A 16,651-nucleotide genomic window follows, 5' to 3' on the forward strand; every position below is an offset into this window, starting at 1 on the left:
TTTTACGACTCCTTCATCATCACGCGGATGCCGGCGGGCAGATCCCACTCCGGCTGCCATCCGAGAACGGCGCGAGCCCGCGTAATATCGGCCCGCACGTCAGGTATTTCATTCCGCCGAACAGCGCAAGACGACACTACTGGTAGATTAGTGCCGGCAGCTTCTTGCAAGATGTCGATGATTTCCTGCACCGAATACGACATTCCGGAGCCGATATTGATGCAGTGGTAACCTTCCGACACGTCCATTGATTTGGCAAAGGCGCTCAGGACATCGTCGACGAAGACATAATCCCGCCGCGGACCGAGGTCCATGACCTGTATTTCCTGTTTCGTTCTTACCTGATTCAGTAGCGTCGGTACCAGAAATTCCGGCCGCTGCCCAATCCCATATATATTGAAAAGGCGCAATACCACCACCGGTATTTGCTCGTATGTAGCAGCGAACTCACAGAGCTGTTCGGCAAGATATTTGGAAAGTGCGTAAGGGTTGTTCGGCTTGACCGGATCGCTTTCATGGATCGGCAGCCGTTCCGGCACCCCATAAACATAGGCGCTTGCGAAGACGAGTTTGGCCTTGTGCCGCTTGCACCAGTTCAAAGCATGCTGTGTACCGAGAACATTGGCGGCGGTGAAACTCGGGCCTTGTGTCCAGCTATCCGGAACGAATGTCCTGCCGGCAAGATGAAACAGCGTGCGCGCTGCCGGAAGCTCCTTCCAAAGGCGCTCTTCGCTAATGTCCCCATGCGTTCGCTCAAGCGCAAGCACATCGATGCCAGCTTGTTCAAGCCGCTCCACCAGACGCTTCCCGAGGAAGCCGCCTGCACCGGTGACGATGGCGTCAACCATTCAAGAACCTGGATTGCATGGTTTCGAACTCTTCGATCGCCAATGCATAATCGTCGGGGCGTCCGATATCGAGCCAATAGCCCGGAAAATCGCGAACCGTGGCCGGCTTGCCTGCCGCCAGTAGATCGAGCATCAACTGGTCAAAGCCGTAAGCGCCGCGTTGCGGTATGTGCTCGACGGCCGCCGAAGACACCATGTAGACGCCCATGCTGACTTTATACTCGGCCGTGGGCTTCTCCCGGAAGCCCGTTAGTCGTCCTGCGGCGTTGGTATCAAGAACGCCGTAGTCTATGCGATGCTGGCGCGTCTTGGACGAGATCGTGAATATATTGCCGTCCCGGACATGGACATCATGAAAATCGGCATAATTGAGGTCCGTCAGGATGTCGCCGTTCATCACTAGAAAATTCTCAGGAAGATCCTTGATCAACCGCAGCGGCCCCATCGTGCCAAGCGGCTCGTCCTCGAGCGAATAGTCGATGCGTACGCCCCACTTGTCGCCATCCTGGAAAAACGCCTTGATCAATTCGGCCTGATGATTGACGGCAAGCGTGATGTGCTGAAATCCGCCTGCTATCAGCTGCCGGATGATGACCTCAAGAATAGGATAATCGCCGATCGGCATCAAAGGCTTTGGAAGGACGACGGTATAGGGCCGCAACCTCGTGCCCATTCCCCCCGCCAGAATGACTGCGCGTCTAGACATTGAAAATATCCGCCTTATACCGCGCCAGATTCTGCGGCTGACGCAGCCATTCGATCGTTGCCTTCAGACCATCCTCCACGCTGTAACGCGGCGAAAATCCCGTCAGAGACTTGATCAGGCTGTTGTCGCAGCACAAGCGTTCCACTTCACTGTTTGCGGGACGCAAACGCTGTTCGTCGCATTCAATCTCGACGCTGACGCCGATGATATCGGCGATGAGCTGAACGGTATCGCCAATCGATATCTCGCTGCCGGAACCGATATTGACGGTCTGGCCGATCGCTTGGTCGCAGGCCGCGAGCGCCAGAAAGCCATCGCAGGTATCCTGGACGAAATTGAAGTCCCGCGTTGGTGAGAGCGCACCAAGCTTCAGGGTCGTCCGTCCGCTCAGAAGCTGTGAAATCACGGTCGGAATAACCGCCCTTGCAGATTGTCTCGGGCCAAAGGTGTTGAAAGGCCGGGCAATCGTCACCGGCAGATCAAAGCTCGAATAATAGCTGTAGGCGATCGCATCCGCACCGATCTTGGAAGCCGAATAGGGCGACTGCGCCTGCAGCGGATGGCTTTCGCTGATCGGCACAAAACGCGCGGTGCCGTAGACTTCGCTGGTCGAGGTCTGGATCACCCTTCCCACCCCAGCGTCGAGGGCTCCTTGAAGGACGTTCAGCGTCCCATGCACATTCGTATCGATGTAGCTTGAGGGTGCTTGATAGGAATAGGGAATCGCAATCAGAGCGGCGAGATGGAAAACCGTATCCACGCCTTTTGCGACGGTGCGCATTTGCGAGGGATCGCGGACGTCTCCGAGGATCACTTCGAACTGGCCGCGGTGTTCGGATTGGTCAAGCCAGCCCCAGCTGGAAAACGAGTTGTACTGGCATAGGGCGCGAACTTCGACGCCCGACCTGACCAGCGTCTCGACAAGGTGAGAGCCGATAAATCCATCCGCCCCAGTGACAAGCACTTTCTTCATTTCAAAACACCCTCAGAATCGCGCTGGAAGAGCTTCTCCACCTCCCAAGGCAACTGGATCGCCGAAATCGACGGCTTGCGTTGCTGACCCAGCATCTGGATAATTCCGACATTGTCCTCCACGTCAAACCGAATACCCTCGGCGACGGAATAGATCGAGAACCGGCTCGATATGCCGAGCCGCAAGTAGAAGGTGCCGGTGTTGAGGAGATATCCGGGAAATCTGACGCGCGCTTTGTAATAGCCGGCTGGCCGGGTATCCAGGCGCCCGACGTCGAGTTCGGGATCGGAAAGGCTGACGAGCGTGGTGTAGCCGTCCTCCATCTTGATCTGCATCCCGACCGAGAGGCCGGAAAGAGGCTCCCTCAATTCGTATTCGACCTCGACCGAGAAGCCGTTCGACAGTTCCACGGTTTCAGAAACCTCGTCCTTCTCGTTCAATACCGCGACGCGGCATATCACCGCCTTTCCGTCGATGTCCTCGGGATTGACCGAGTAACTTGCGGTACCGCCGAATTCCGGGCGATTGAGATAGGCCTTGATCACATCTGCGGTCTCGCCCATCGCAGCAACCTTGCCATCGGCCATCAGAATCGATTTCGGGCAGATGCTGCTGATCGCGGTCATGTTGTGACTGACGAAGATGATCGTTCGACCTGCCTTCGTGACTTCCTGCATGCGTCCCATGCATTTGTTCTGGAAGTTGACGTCGCCGACGGCCAGAACTTCATCAACCAGCAGAATCTCCGGCTCGAGATGCGCCGCGACCGAGAAAGCCAGACGCACATACATTCCAGATGAATACCGCTTCACCGGGGTGTCAATGAACTCGCCGATTTCAGCAAACTCGACGATCTCATCGAATTTGGACCTGACCTCGGCGCGGCTCATGCCAAGGATGGCTCCGTTGAGATAGACGTTCTCGCGACCGGTGAGCTCCGGATGAAATCCGGTGCCGACCTCAAGCAGGCTGGCAATCCTGCCCCGTATACCTATGAAACCCGAATTGGGCATGGTGATACGTGACATGACCTTCAACAGGGTGGATTTGCCGGCACCATTCCTGCCGATAATCCCGACGATCTCGCCGTTCCCCACCTCGAAGGAGACATCATCCAGCGCTTTAAAGATGTCGCCCTTCACTCGCGACTGCTGACTCTTGTTGGAAGCATAATCGGATACAGAAACATTCGGATCGGGAAGGTTGCGCCACTTTGCCCACCAGCTTTGAAGGTCGCGATAAAGCGTGCCATGGTTGATCACGCCAAGGCGGTATAGCTTGCTGACGTGCTCGGCTCGAATAACGATATCGTTCATCAGACCGTATCCATCGCAGTTGCCTCCGCACGAGCGAAAAGCATCAAGCCGCACGTCGCGATCGCGACAGTCACAGCCAGATTGGCGAGACACAGACTGACCGGCAAAGCGGGAGAATCAAGCAGCGCCCAACGGAAGGTCTGTACCGGGGTCGTCATCGGATTGATATAAAAGAACCAGTGATACCGTTCAGGAATCTGACTAAAAGGATAGACAATCGGCGTGGCATACATCCAGAGCTGCGTCATGAATCCGACGGCATAAACCAAGTCACGAAAACGGACTGTTAGCGCCGAAACCACAAGCCCCGCACCTATACCAAGCACCGCAATATAGAGCAGCAGGAGCGGCGTCATAAATAGGAACCTGTAGCTCAATGCCAGATCGGGGGCGGCGATCTTCATCCCAACCGCAACCGTCAACAGGAGCAGGAACTGGATGGCAAATGCGACAAGCCCGCTCATGGCAACGGATAGCGGCACCACGAGCTTGGGGAAATAAACCTTTCCGAACAGGTTGGCATTTTTTGAGAAGACGTCGGAGTTATTGGCCAGACAGACGGAAAAATAACTCCAGATGATCGTTCCCGACATATAAAACAGGAAAGGTGGCAGGCCATCCGTGGAAAGATTGGCGATTTTTCCGAACACGATATAATACGTCATTGCCGTCAGCGACGGTTGAATAATGTACCAGACCGGCCCCAGAACCGTCTGTTTATAAAATGTCGTGAAATCCCGCATAAAGAACATCCAGACGAGATCGCGATATCGCCAGACGAGTCCGAGATCCGGCGCGCTGCCCTTCGAAGGCTTGATAACGATATCCCAATCTTCCTCGCGGGTGGAGGCCGATCCCTTCAGCTGTTCTGTCATGCCGCCAACTTCAGCTTTTCCGGGAGCGCAGTAAGAAGGCTGCAGACGCGCTCGATCTCATCCTTTCGATGCCCAGCCGAAATAGGCAGGCTCAGCTCGGTGGCATGCAGCTCATCGGCAATGGGATAGTCGCCGGAAAGAATGCCTTGCATTGCCTTCTGCCGATGCGGGGCGATCGGATAATGTATCTCGGTCTTGACGCCGTTATCGAGCAGCCACCGACGCAATTCGTCGCGGGCCGGATGACGTATCGCGAAGATATGAAACACGTCATACTCGGCAGGTCGACGAAGCGGCTGCGCGAGCCATTTGGGCAAATTGGCAAAATAAACATCGGCCAGTGCCCGCTTATGTTCAGTCACCTGGTCGAGGTGACGGAGTTTAACCCGCAGGAATGCCGCCTGCATCTCGTCAAGCCTCGAATTTACACCAATATAGACGTTCTCATATTTTTTCTTCGAGCCGTAGTTGCGCATATGTCTCAGGCGATCGGCAAATTCGTCATCGTTCGTGACGATGGCGCCCGCATCTCCGAGAGCTCCAAGATTCTTGGTCGGATAGAAGCTGAAGCAACCGGCAATTCCGAAGGTGCCGGTCAGCTTGCCGTCAAAGCGCGCGCCGTGAGACTGCGCGCAATCCTCGATCACCTTGAGACCATGCTCGCTTGCAAACGCCGCGATCTCGGTCATCCGGCAGGATTTGCCGAAAAGATGCGTCACGCAGATTGCCTGCGTCTTGTGTGTGAGCGCCGCTGGAAGGCGCTCCGGATCGATATTGAAGGTTTCGCGCTCGGGCTCCACCAGAACGGGTTTGTGGCCCGCGCGAAGAATCGCCAGAACAGTGGCTATATAGGTGTTGGAGGCAACCATGATCTCGCTGCCTTTCGGCAGGTCGAGCGCTTCGATCGACAGGATCAATGCATCCAGACCATTGGCCACGCTGATGCAATGTTTGCTTTCCGCAAAGGCAGCGAATTCAGCTTCGAACGCGGAGACCTCATTGCCAAGTATGTACCATCCGGACCGAATGACACGGGATGCAACCGCCTCCAACTCTTCCATCAGCGGGCGGTTGGCCTGCGCTAGACTTTCATACTCAATCATCTCAGAGCCGTTCATAGGGGGTGTCGATGTAGTCGTCCTTATCATATCCGTGAGAGGCAAAAACCAGCAGGATAGAACCAGGACCGAAGGTCATTTCATGCCAGTCCCTTGGCTCTACCAGCAGGCACTGGTCCGGTGACGACAAGGTGACCTCTTCCCTGGCTTTTCCATCGTCCATCAAAACCATCACGCTCCCCGAAATCGCCACCAAGGCCTGCCGCGTCTTGTGATGACGATGACCGCCGCGTGTGTATCCGTCAGCACCATAGATCCAGAAGCTCCGGACCACCGGAAATGGCAGTATTCCGTCCATGACGGTCAACGCGCCTCGTGAGTCGGACATTGTCTTTAACTTAAGCAGGGTAAAAGCAGACAAGATTGATTTCCAGTTTTGCAGGTCAGCCGGGCGGGAAATGCGGAGTTGGTTCCCTCACCAGGCTGATGAGGTATCGACCGTAAGAGCTCTTTTCAAGTGGAGCTGCCAGCCTCAGCAACTGCTCGGCATCTATGTATTCCAAATGAAAGGCGATTTCTTCGGGGCAGGCAATCTTCAGCCCCTGGCGCCGCTCGATGGTGGCAATGAATTGACTGGCTTCAAGGAGTGAATCGTGCGTGCCCGTATCAAGCCAGGCATGTCCTCTGCCCAAGACGGCAACATTCAGCCTGCCGGCCGCCAAATAATGACGATTGATATCGGTAATTTCGGTTTCACCGCGTGGCGATGGTTTCAAGGCGGCAGCAATATCAACCACGTCATTGTCGTAGAAATATAAACCGGTTACTGCATAAGAAGAGCGGGGCCTGGATGGCTTTTCCTCCAGGCTGAGGACTTTGCCCTGACCATCAAATTCCACTACCCCATACCGGTCGGGATCGTGGACTTTGTACGCGAAGATCGTCGCTTCGTCCGACCTCGCGGAAGCCGCGGATAAATCATGAGTCAGGAGGTTGCCGTAGAAGATATTGTCTCCCAGCACGAGGGCGGTTGCATCCCGCGCGATGAATTCCCTGCCAATCGAGAATGCCTGGGGAATTCCGTCCGGTGCAGCCTGCACGGCATATTGGAGATTTAATCCCCATTGGGCGCCGTCACCCAGCAACTGTTCAAAACGCGGGGTGTCCTGCGGCGTGGAGATAATCAGGATATCCCGGATGCCTGCAAGCATCAGCGTTGACAGGGGATAGTAGATCATCGGCTTGTCGAAAACCGGAAGAAGCTGCTTCGAAATGGCGAGAGTCGCGGGATGAAGTCGGGTGCCCGAGCCACCGGCGAGCAAGATGCCCTTGCGCAGTTTTTTATTCGAAGACAAGAGACCTCCTGTAAAACCTGGTAAAGCCGCGTGCATTCACGAGCCTGGCGTGGTGACCATCGCTGTTCGACACTGCTCACTACAGATAGATTGATCTGCATGCAATGCACTTACCAAGACGGGAAGTCGACCAATCGCCGGTCAATCGGACATTGATCGAGGATAATCTGCAGGACTGGATTGCGACGCCGCCTCTCCGTCTGCTACGGGTCGGCTAGATTTCGCCCCTAGAATGTGAGCAAGATACTCGTCAAAATGGCTGTAGACACCGCCGATCCACGCCCTCCTCGGATAAGCCTCATCACTGTTTGCTGGAACGCCGAACAGACCATTACCGATACGCTGCGCTCCATCGACACGCAAACCTACCGCGATTTCGAGCATATCATCGTCGATGGTGGCTCAACCGATTCCACCCTCGCCATCATCGCTTCGGCGCCGGCGGATAACCGCCGTGTGCTTTCTGAGGTGGACGGAGGTATCTATGAGGCCATGAACAAGGGGATTGGCCTTGCGAGCGGCGACATCATCGGATTCCTGAATGCCGACGACACTTTCGAGAGCAGCGACTCCCTGGAAACCGTGGCGGCAGCGCTGGACGATAAAGCCTATGACGGCTGCTATGGCGATCTCGTCTATGTTTCCAACCGGCACATCGATCGCAAGATCCGTTACTGGAAATCCCGCGCGTTCAAACCCGGTTTCTTCGCGCGCGGCTGGTGCCCGCCGCACCCAACATTCTATGTTCGGCGCAACATCTATGAACGGTTCGGGCGGTTTGACCTGCGTTATCGGCTTGCAGCCGACGTCGAGCTGATGATGCGATTTTTGGAAGTCGCGCGGATCAGAACGATCTATATTCCGCGAGTCTTGGTCAGAATGCGCTTAGGGGGCGCCACGAACAAGAACGTTCAAAATATATCGCGTCAGAACAAGGAGGTGCTGCGCGCCCTTGCCGACCACGGCCTCAAGGTCTCAACATCAATGTTCTGGGCCTTCAAGATCGTGAACCGGCTAGGCCAGTTCCTGATGCGCAATCGATCGCAGGACTGATCAGCTTAAAGCCGCCGGCGTGGCGGGTCACACCGCCACCCTCCGCCGCACCCCATCCGCAATTGCCGTCATCCTGTCCGCCGCCGCATAGCCGATCAGCATAAAGGCGTGCGTCTCGTTCGACCAGTAGACGACATTCATCCCTTTGCGGTTTTCCAGATCCGGCGCCTTCGGCCCCGCATCAGATTTCACGATGCAGAGCGCCATCGGGCCGGTTTCGGGATCGAGATAGGCGATCTGGGCGAGCGCCTTACCGTCATATTGCAGCAGCAGGGCGCTTTTGAAATCGATCCCCGGGAGCGAAACTGCTTCCGGGGAGAGCGACAGGCCGAGCTTCTCGTCAAGACTGGCGAGCTGGGCGGCCTGGTCCTGCCTGCCAGGAACGGGGCCGGCGAGCGTTTCGGCGGTATAGAGCGAGATATAATCGGCGACCACGGCGCGCCATTCGCTGTTTTCGCCCTTTGCGGAAAAGCCCCTGCCGATGCCGATGACGGTGCGGTCGATGGCGATGCCGGCCACAAGCGAGGCGGCGAGCGCGCCGAGGAAGCGACGGCGGACGACCGCAGGCGCGGAGGCGGGTTTTGCGTTCTCATGCGCAGGAATGGCGGCGAGCATCGCCTCCAGTTTTTCCCGCGGGGCTTCCGAGAGGAGCGGAGCGAAAGCCTGCTCGAACGGCAGACTGGCGCGCGCCAGGAATTCCAGCCGTTCGGCGACGCTCTCATCTTCCTTGACGATGGCCTCGATGCGAGCTGCCTCTTCCGCCGTCAGCTCGCCGTCGATGAAGGCGGTCAAGTCCTCGTCGGTGGGAATGGTGTGTTTCATGCTCATGGCCGTCCCCCTGCCGGTCCGGCGCCGGAGAGCCTGGCGCGGGCGGCCGCCAGCCGGCTCATCACGGTCCCGATCGGAATATCCAATATGCCTGCAACTTCGCGATAGGACAGTCCTTCCACATAGGCGAGGAAAACCGCCGTCCGCTGCGCCTCGGGCAACGCATTTACCTGTTTCAAAACCTGCCCCGCCATCACATGCGTTTCAGTATCGTGCGCGCCGTCGAACGTCAGCGCCTCGCCGGCATCGACGAAACCCTGGCCCTGGCGCACCCGGCGCGAGCGGATCTCGTTCAGCCAGATTGAATGCAGGATCGAAAACAGCCAGCGGTCGAGCCGGGTGCCGGGAACGAACTGGCCGGCGCGCTCGAGCGCGCGAAGGCAGGTCGCCTGCACTAGGTCGTCGGCGACATCGCGCTGATGCGAGAGAACGAGACCATAACGCCAGAGCCTGGCCAGGTTTTCCGTCAGACCGCTCCTGATATCCGCTTCGCTCGCGATGGCCGCCTCCGCCGATCCTGCATCCTTGGAACCGCCTGATAAACCGGCGATTCCATTCTCGCGACTATAGGCAGGAAATGGCGCGTCCGCGACCGACATTCGGATATCCTTTTCCGGCTCCATTTCCCGCCAGTGGCCTAATCTCAGATCTTCGACGGGTCGAGGATGACAGCGTTCAGATCCTGATATTCCTCGCAAGCCATGCCGCAGATCGTCTTGATCATGTTCAATTGCTCCTTTGCGAGATCGAGCCGGCCCTTGATGACATAGGCTTCGCCGAGATATTCACGGACCTTGGCGTACTGCGGATCCATCTTCACCGACTGCAGGTAATAGGAGATGCCTTCGTCGGTGCGGCCGAGCTTGCGGGTGGCGTAACCGCGATAGTTCAGCACCTCCGCGCTGTTCTGGTCCCTGACCGTATCGAGCATGGCAAGCGCCTCTTCATAACGGCCGGCCTTGGCCAGCGAATAGGCATAGTCGGTACGGTTCTCGTCCGAGACATTAGCGCTCTGCTGCTTGACGCATTTCTTGGTCTTCTGGTCGTAGATCTCGCCCTTCTTGCAGGTCGGCATCGTGCTGTTGTCATTGCCGACAGCAAAGACCGGGCCGGAGAAGAGCGAAGCGGCAAGGCAGCCGCCAAGAAGGACGGCAGCAATACGGGCTGTCATGATCGTCATGGGAAAACTCCTGGAAAGTGACGTTGCGGGGAGAAAACACCGCTGCCCCGTGGTTTATTCGCCGGCCGCTCCATTTTCTCCATCACGGCTTCGTGAAGCCCCTGAGGCCGAATAAACCGTCCCAACCGGGTGTTTTCAGCGTTGCGCCGGGAAGACAAGGAGAATTCTGTGACCGATACCGTGAAACTCGCCAGCCTCGCCACTGCCACGCCCGAACATATCATTTTCCAAAAGCAGGCGGCCGAATCTTCAGCTCGGCTGTTTGCCGGCCGTTTCGAGGATTTCCGTCATCTTGCCCGCGTCTTCGATACCGCCGGTATTAACAAGCGCCATGCGGCGCGGCCGCTTGCCTGGTTCGACGAGCCGCACGGCTGGCAGGACCGCATGCAGGCCTATGCAGAAGTGGCGGGCGAACTTTTCGTCGAGGCAGCCAGCTTGGCGCTTCGTCGGGCCGGGCTTGAGGCTGGCGATGTCGACTGTGTCGTTACCGTTTCTTCCACCGGCTTTACGACCCCAAGCCTCGATGCGCAGCTTAGCCGCAGGATGGGCTTCAGGGCCGATATCGAGCGTGTTCCGGTCTTCGGGCTCGGCTGCGCCGCCGGCGTCTCCGGCTTTGCGATCGCGTCGCGGCTCGCACGCAACCGGCCGGGCGTCGTTGTGCTTTTCGTCTCAATCGAACTTTGCACGCTGGCCTTCCGGCTGGACGAGCTGACGCGGCCGAATATCATCGCGACGGCGCTTTTCGGCGATGGCGCCGCTGCCTGCGTGCTCTGCACGAGCGGCGGCGGCCTGGCGGAAGTCGAATCGACTGGCGAGCACCTCTTCCCGGACACGCTCGATATCATGGGATGGAAGATCGACGATGGCGGCTTCGGCATCGTGCTGGCGCAATCCTTGCCGCCATTCGCCGAACGAGAGCTCGCCCCGGCGGTCACCGCCATACTGGCGCGAAACGGCCTGAGGCCGGCAGATATCGACCGCTTCATCTGCCATCCCGGCGGCATGAAGGTGCTGGCCGCAATGGAGAGCGCGCTTTCACTGACACCCGGCACGCTCGATCACGAACGCGCCGTGCTTGCCGAATATGGCAACATGTCTTCGCCGACCGTGTTGTTCGTGCTGGAACGGGTAATCCGCGCCGGGCTGCCGGAGCGGGCAGCGATGATCGCCATGGGACCAGGGTTTTCGGCGAGCTGCGTGACGCTGCGGAGGGCGGCATGAATGTGGCCGTCGATCGCGCTCCTGACATTCGTGACGCTGCAGCGGTTGGGCGAACTCGTGCTTGCCCGGCGCAACACTGCCGCCCTGCTCGCCAGAGGCGGCCGGGAGGTCGCCCCGGAGCATTATCGCGTCATGGTGGCGCTGCATGCCGCCTGGATCATGGGGCTTTGGCTGCTGGCGCCGGGCAGGTCGGTTCAACCCTTCTGGTTTTTGGTGTTCCTGGGGCTCCAGGCGCTGCGCCTCTGGGTGCTTACGACCCTGAAAGATCGCTGGACGACGCGCATCATCATCCTGCCCGGCGCGCCGCTCGTGAAATCGGGACCCTATCGCTTTCTCCGGCATCCGAACTACACGATCGTCGTTTGCGAGATCGCCGTCCTTCCCCTTGCTTTCGGCCTGCCGGTCTATGCGATCGTCTTTTCGTTTTTCAATGCCGCAATCCTGCATGTGCGCATAAAGGCCGAAAATGCAGCGCTGAAAAGCGCAATGATTTTGAAATGAATGCGATTTTCGTTTGCGCGGCGGGATCGGCAGGGGCATTTTCAATCTGGAACAATGCGGAATGCAGGGGAATGACGAAGAACGCAATCGTGCTCGGCGCTGGTATCGTGGGGGTGTCCACGGCAATCCATCTTCAGCGGCGCGGTCGGCAGGTGACGCTGATCGACCGCAAGGATCCAGGCAGCGAAACCTCCTTCGGCAATGCCGGCCTGATCCAGCGCGAGGGGGTGGCACCTTACGGCTTTCCCCAGCAACTCGGCCTTCTCCTGCGTTATGCGCTCAACAACCGCATCGATGCGCATTATCATCTCAGTACGCTGCCGAGACAGCTCGCCTTTCTCGCCCGTTACTGGTGGAATTCGAATGCCCGGCGACACGCGGTCATCACCCGGGCCTATGCGCCACTGATCGAAAATTCGATCGCCGAGCACAAGGACCTGATCGAGGCGGCGCAGGCGCAGGCGCTGATCCGCAAGAACGGCTGGGTGAAGATCTTCCGGACGGAGGCCAAGCGCGACGAGGCCCTAGCGGAGGCCGCGCTTTGGCAGAATGAATTCGGAGTGGACTATGACAGCCTGACGTCGGCCGATATCGCACGCATGGAACCCGATATGAGCGTCCGTTTCGCCGGCGGCATCCGCTGGCGCGATCCCTGGTCGGTGCTCGATCCGCATGCGCTGACATCGGCCTATCGCCGCTATTTCGAAAGCCTCGGCGGCCGCTTCGTCACAGGCGACGCCGCCTCGCTCGGCCAGTTCGGCGCCGGCTGGAAGATCATGAGCAGCGAAGGTGCAATGGAAGCGGAGGATGCGGTCCTTGCGCTCGGTCCCTGGGCAGCCGTCGCGACGCGCCGGCTCGATTATTCCTTTCCCCTCGGCGTCAAGCGCGGCTATCACATGCATTATGCCGCCAAGGGCAATGCCATGCTCAACAACTGGATCCTCGATGCCGAGCGCGGTTATTTGCTGGCGCCGATGAACCGCGGCATCCGCCTGACGACAGGGGCGGAGTTCGCAATGCTCGACGCGCCGAAGACGCCGGTGCAGCTCGACCGGGCCGAAGCCGTGGCGCGTACGATCTTCCCTCTCGGAGGAAGGCTCGATCCCGAACCATGGATGGGCGCGCGCCCCTGCACGCCGGACATGTTGCCTGTCATCGGCAAGGCGCCGCGCCATCAGGGCCTGTGGTTCGCCTTCGGCCACGCCCATCATGGACTGACGCTCGGGCCCGTTACCGGCCGCGTGCTGGCGGAACTCATCACCGGCGAGGTTCCGTTCATCGATATCTCAGCCTATTCGCCGCAGCGCTTCAAGCCATAACACCGAGGGTGGAGAGACCCCGGAGGGCCGTTGCCGTGATGCCGTCGATCGTATCGTCGATGTCGACGGTGACGACTTCGGGTTCGCCCGTCGGCACCTCGAGTGTCGCCAACTGACTTTCGAGTAGCGAGACCGGCATGAAATGCCCCTTGCGCTCGCCCATGCGCTTCGTCAGCAACGCCTTCGACCCTTCGAGGTAAACGAAGAACAGATTGCTGCCGGCAGCAGCCCTCAGCCTGTCGCGATAGATGCGTTTCAGCGCCGAACAGGAGACAATGATGCCCTCGCCCTTTTCCAGCGAGGCCTGCATCCGTTTGCCGATCAAGTCGAGCCAGGGCATCCGATCCTCATCGGTCAGCGGAATGCCCTTCGACATCTTCTCGACATTGGCGGCCGGATGAAGCGCATCACCTTCGAGGAAGGCCAGATGCAAGGCCTCAGCGAGTTTCTCGCCGACCGAGGACTTGCCGCAACCGCTGACCCCCATGACGATGATCGCATGGGCTCTGTTGATCCGATGGTCCTGCATGTTTCCTCTCAAACGGCGGCTCCCGCTCAGTCGAGCGGGAAATGACAGGCATATTGTTGTGCGCCTTCCCCACTTAATTCGGGAGAAACCTGGCGACAATAGTCCTGCGCCTTCCAGCAGCGCGGATTGAAGTGGCAGCCGGACGGCGGCTTCAGCGGCGACGGCAGTTCGCCCTGCAGGCGGATGCGGTTCTTCTCCCGCTCGGGATCGGCGATCGGGGTCGCCGACAGCAAGGCGGCCGTATAGGGATGGCGCGGACGGGCGAAGACTTCGGCGGCAGGACCGGTTTCGATCGGGCGGCCGAGATACATCACCATCACCTCGTCGGCGATGTGATGGACGACCGAGAGGCCGTGCGAGATGAAGAGATAGGCAAGGCCCATCTCCTTCTGCAGGTCCATAAGCAAGTTCAGCACCTGCGCCTGGATCGAGAGGTCAAGGGCCGAAACCGGTTCGTCGAGCACCAGCACCTTCGGCCGCAGCATCAGCGCGCGGGCAATTGCGATGCGCTGGCGCTGGCCGCCGGAGAACATATGGGGGTAGCGGCCGTGATGTTCCGGGCGCAGCCCGACGCGGGCCATCATCTCCTCCACCTTGCGGCGGCGGGCGCTCGCGTCGAGATCGGTATTGATTTTCAGCGGCTCTTCCAGAATTGCACCAACCTTCTGGCGCGGGTTGAGCGAGCCATAGGGATTCTGGAAGACGATCTGCACCTGGCTGCGCAGGCTGCGGTCGCCGACCCGCGCCGGCTTGCCGTCGATCAGCAACTCGCCGGCTGTCGGATCCTCGATCATCGTGACCAGACGGGCGAGTGTCGACTTGCCGCAGCCGGATTCACCGACGACGGCGAGCGTCTTGCCGGAATGAAGGCTGAAGCTGACGCCGTTCAGCGCCCTGACCGTGGCGTCGGCTTTGAAGAGACCGCGGTTGACGGTGTAGAAACGGGCGAGATCCCTGCCCTCGAGAACAGCGCCCGTCATACCAGGTCTCCTGCAGTTTCAACGCGCATGACACCGGGATGCCCGAGTGGCTTACCGTCCTTCAATGGATAGTTACACAGCGCCCGCCCGAGTTCCGGTCCCTGGCGCACGACGCCGCGATCGCATTCGACCGTGGCATAGCCGCAGCGCGGCGCGAAAAGACAGCCTGTCGGGCGACCGTGCTGGCCGGGAACGACGCCGGCGATCGAGGGGAGACGATGGCCGACCTGGGCGCGTTCCGGCAGAGCCGCAAGCAGGGCTGCCGTATAGGGATGATGCGGATCACGGAAGAGCGCCTTCACCGGCTGTTCCTCGACCTTCTGGCCGGCATATTGCACTTGCACGCGTTCCGCGGTTTCGGCGACGACACCCATGTCATGAGTGATCAGCACCAGCGCCATGCCCTGCTCCTTCTGCAGGCGCACAAGCAGATCGAGGATCTGCGCCTGGATCGTCACGTCGAGCGCCGTCGTCGGCTCGTCGGCGATCAGAAGCTTCGGATTGCAGGCGAGCGCCATGGCGATCATGACGCGCTGGCTCATGCCGCCCGACATCTGGTGCGGGAAGTTCGACAGGCGGTCTTCCGGCGCCGGAATGCCGACGAGGCTCAAGAGTTCGATCGAACGTTCGCGGCGCTCTTTCCGGTTGAGGCCCATATGGACGCGCAGGGTCTCGCCGAGCTGGAAACCGACCGTGAAGCACGGGTTCAGGCTCGACATCGGCTCCTGGAAGATCATCGCCATGTCCTTGCCGACGATCCGGCGGCGCTGACGGGCGGAGATGCCGCGCAGATCCTGACCATCGAACTGCATGCGGTCGGCGGTGATCCTGGCGGTCCAGGGCAGCAGCCCCATCAGGGCCAGCATGGCAACGGATTTGCCCGAGCCGGATTCGCCGACGACCGACAGGATCTCGCCCTTGTCGCAAGTCAGCGACACGCCGTCGACGGCGCGGAAAAGACCGGATGATGTCTGGAATTCGACAGTCAGATTTTCGATTTCGAGGAGCGGCATCACGACCTCTTCAGTTTGGGATCAAGCGCATCGCGCAGGCCGTCGCCCATCAGGTTGATGGCAAGAACGGTGATAAGGATGGCGAGGCCCGGAAATGTCACGACCCACCAGGCGCGCGAGATGAATTCGCGGGACTCGGCGAGCATGGTGCCCCATTCGGGTGTCGGCGGCTGAGCGCCCATGCCGAGAAAGCCGAGGGCGGCGGCATCGAGGATCGCCGCTGAGAAGGCAAGCGTCGCCTGAACGATCAGCGGCCCCAGACAGTTCGGCAGGATCGTCTTGAACATCAAGCGCAGCGTGCCCGCGCCGGCAACACGCGAGGCGATCACATATTCCTTCTCACGTTCTGAAATGACCGAGGCGCGGGTCAACCGCACGAAATGCGGCTGGTTGACCAGCGAAATCGCGATCATCGCGTTGGTGAGACCAGGGCCGAGGACCGCCACCAGAACGAGCGCAAGCAGCAGCGACGGGAAGGCCAAGATGATGTCCATCAAGCGCATGATGGCGGTATCGATCCGGCCGCGGAAGTAGCCGGCGACGAGGCCGATCAGGACACCACATATGACCGACAGTGTGACGACAACGACGCCGATGAAGAGCGAGAACCGCGCGCCGTAGATCAGCCGCGAGAGGATATCGCGGCCGACGGCATCCGTTCCGAGCGGAAAGGAGGCGTGGCCTCCCTCCATCCAGGAAGGCACGGCGAGCAGCACCTCCCGGTTCTGCTCGTTCGGCGCATGTGGCGCAAAGACCGGTGCAAAGATCGCAACGACGAGGATGATGACGAAAACAACGAGGCCGATGACGGCGCCCTTGTTGCGGGAGAAATAGTGCCAGAATTCCGCAAGAGCGGATGGCTGGCCGGTTTTAACGGTGACCGTGCTCATGGACCG

18 protein-coding genes and 1 pseudogene are annotated in these 16,651 nt (G+C 59.3%); 4 read left to right on the plus strand and 15 right to left on the minus strand.

The window, feature by feature from the left end; translation table 11 throughout:
• Nucleotides 1-2: 2 nt before the first annotated feature.
• The 8 genes from HJB91_RS08700 to rfbA are packed head-to-tail and all read right to left on the minus strand — an operon-like array spanning nt 3 to nt 7,131.
• Nucleotides 3-848 (minus strand): NAD(P)-dependent oxidoreductase, encoded by an 846-nt coding sequence (locus tag HJB91_RS08700; protein WP_221154395.1) that lies wholly within the window; start codon nt 846-848, stop codon nt 3-5.
• The gene (locus HJB91_RS08705) at nt 841-1,554 is read right to left on the minus strand and encodes a nucleotidyltransferase family protein (RefSeq protein ID WP_210629123.1); all 714 of its coding nucleotides are present in this window, start codon (nt 1,552-1,554) and stop codon (nt 841-843) included. Before HJB91_RS08705 ends, HJB91_RS08700 begins: the two co-directional genes overlap by 8 nt.
• Nucleotides 1,547-2,527 carry an NAD-dependent 4,6-dehydratase LegB gene (locus HJB91_RS08710; RefSeq protein ID WP_210629124.1) on the minus strand — a complete coding sequence of 327 codons (981 nt, stop codon included), beginning with the start codon at nt 2,525-2,527 and terminating at the stop codon, nt 1,547-1,549. The genes HJB91_RS08705 and HJB91_RS08710 overlap by 8 nt, the downstream gene beginning before the upstream one ends.
• On the minus strand, nt 2,524-3,843 hold the full coding sequence (locus HJB91_RS08715) for an ABC transporter ATP-binding protein (protein ID WP_210629125.1): 1,320 nt from the start codon (nt 3,841-3,843) through the stop codon (nt 2,524-2,526). Before HJB91_RS08715 ends, HJB91_RS08710 begins: the two co-directional genes overlap by 4 nt.
• Complete coding sequence (locus HJB91_RS08720) at nt 3,843-4,718, minus strand: ABC transporter permease (RefSeq protein WP_210629126.1); 876 nt, start codon at nt 4,716-4,718, stop codon at nt 3,843-3,845. Before HJB91_RS08720 ends, HJB91_RS08715 begins: the two co-directional genes overlap by 1 nt.
• Nucleotides 4,715-5,821: a DegT/DnrJ/EryC1/StrS aminotransferase family protein gene (locus HJB91_RS08725; RefSeq protein ID WP_210631693.1), complete on the minus strand. Its 1,107-nt coding sequence runs from the start codon at nt 5,819-5,821 to the stop codon at nt 4,715-4,717. Before HJB91_RS08725 ends, HJB91_RS08720 begins: the two co-directional genes overlap by 4 nt.
• Before the next feature lies 1 nt (nt 5,822).
• On the minus strand, nt 5,823-6,197 hold the full coding sequence (locus HJB91_RS08730; RefSeq protein WP_210629127.1) for an FdtA/QdtA family cupin domain-containing protein: 375 nt from the start codon (nt 6,195-6,197) through the stop codon (nt 5,823-5,825).
• Nucleotides 6,198-6,219: 22 nt separating this feature from the next.
• Nucleotides 6,220-7,131, minus strand: coding sequence for a glucose-1-phosphate thymidylyltransferase RfbA (gene rfbA / locus HJB91_RS08735; RefSeq protein ID WP_210629128.1), 912 nt, complete (start codon nt 7,129-7,131; stop codon nt 6,220-6,222).
• A 255-nt stretch (nt 7,132-7,386) separates the two neighbouring features.
• Between rfbA and HJB91_RS08740 the strand changes: the two genes are divergently transcribed.
• Nucleotides 7,387-8,184 (plus strand): glycosyltransferase family 2 protein, encoded by a 798-nt coding sequence (locus HJB91_RS08740; RefSeq protein ID WP_221146730.1) that lies wholly within the window; start codon nt 7,387-7,389, stop codon nt 8,182-8,184.
• A gap of 27 nt (nt 8,185-8,211) precedes the next feature.
• Here the strand turns inward: HJB91_RS08740 and HJB91_RS08745 are convergent, their stop codons facing one another.
• From HJB91_RS08745 to HJB91_RS08755, 3 genes and pseudogenes are all read right to left on the minus strand, one after another.
• A complete protein-coding gene (locus HJB91_RS08745) occupies nt 8,212-9,012 on the minus strand; it encodes an anti-sigma factor (protein WP_221154397.1) in 801 nt (266 codons plus the stop codon).
• A pseudogene (locus HJB91_RS08750) lies at nt 9,009-9,611 on the minus strand (RNA polymerase sigma factor). Before HJB91_RS08750 ends, HJB91_RS08745 begins: the two are co-directional and overlap by 4 nt.
• A 44-nt stretch (nt 9,612-9,655) precedes the next feature.
• Nucleotides 9,656-10,192: a tetratricopeptide repeat protein gene (locus tag HJB91_RS08755; protein WP_210629132.1), complete on the minus strand. Its 537-nt coding sequence runs from the start codon at nt 10,190-10,192 to the stop codon at nt 9,656-9,658.
• 168 nt (nt 10,193-10,360) lie between these two features.
• Here HJB91_RS08755 and HJB91_RS08760 point away from each other — a divergent pair, with 168 nt between their 5' ends.
• The 3 genes from HJB91_RS08760 (at nt 10,361) to HJB91_RS08770 (ending at nt 13,233) form a co-directional block, all read left to right on the plus strand.
• Nucleotides 10,361-11,413 (plus strand): type III polyketide synthase, encoded by a 1,053-nt coding sequence (locus HJB91_RS08760; RefSeq protein ID WP_210629133.1) that lies wholly within the window; start codon nt 10,361-10,363, stop codon nt 11,411-11,413.
• Complete coding sequence (locus HJB91_RS08765) at nt 11,414-11,914, plus strand: isoprenylcysteine carboxyl methyltransferase family protein (protein ID WP_221154399.1); 501 nt, start codon at nt 11,414-11,416, stop codon at nt 11,912-11,914. It begins immediately after the preceding gene.
• A gap of 71 nt (nt 11,915-11,985) precedes the next feature.
• Entirely contained in the window at nt 11,986-13,233 is a 1,248-nt protein-coding gene (locus tag HJB91_RS08770; protein ID WP_221154402.1) for an FAD-binding oxidoreductase, read from the plus strand.
• Here the strand turns inward: HJB91_RS08770 and HJB91_RS08775 are convergent.
• The 4 genes from HJB91_RS08775 to HJB91_RS08790 are packed head-to-tail and all read right to left on the minus strand — an operon-like array spanning nt 13,223 to nt 16,645.
• A complete protein-coding gene (locus tag HJB91_RS08775) occupies nt 13,223-13,762 on the minus strand; it encodes a gluconokinase (RefSeq protein WP_221154404.1) in 540 nt (179 codons plus the stop codon). The genes HJB91_RS08770 and HJB91_RS08775 overlap by 11 nt on opposite strands.
• A gap of 26 nt (nt 13,763-13,788) precedes the next feature.
• Nucleotides 13,789-14,742 carry a peptide ABC transporter ATP-binding protein gene (locus tag HJB91_RS08780; protein WP_210629137.1) on the minus strand — a complete coding sequence of 318 codons (954 nt, stop codon included), beginning with the start codon at nt 14,740-14,742 and terminating at the stop codon, nt 13,789-13,791.
• Entirely contained in the window at nt 14,739-15,755 is a 1,017-nt protein-coding gene (locus tag HJB91_RS08785) for an ABC transporter ATP-binding protein (RefSeq protein ID WP_210629138.1), read from the minus strand. The genes HJB91_RS08780 and HJB91_RS08785 overlap by 4 nt, the downstream gene beginning before the upstream one ends.
• The gene (locus HJB91_RS08790; RefSeq protein WP_210629139.1) at nt 15,755-16,645 is read right to left on the minus strand and encodes an ABC transporter permease subunit; all 891 of its coding nucleotides are present in this window, start codon (nt 16,643-16,645) and stop codon (nt 15,755-15,757) included. Before HJB91_RS08790 ends, HJB91_RS08785 begins: the two co-directional genes overlap by 1 nt.
• Between the last annotated feature and the right edge of the window lie 6 nt (nt 16,646-16,651).

The organism is Rhizobium sp. NLR10b, from assembly GCF_019685435.1.
In the GTDB taxonomy this organism is placed as follows: domain Bacteria; phylum Pseudomonadota; class Alphaproteobacteria; order Rhizobiales; family Rhizobiaceae; genus Rhizobium.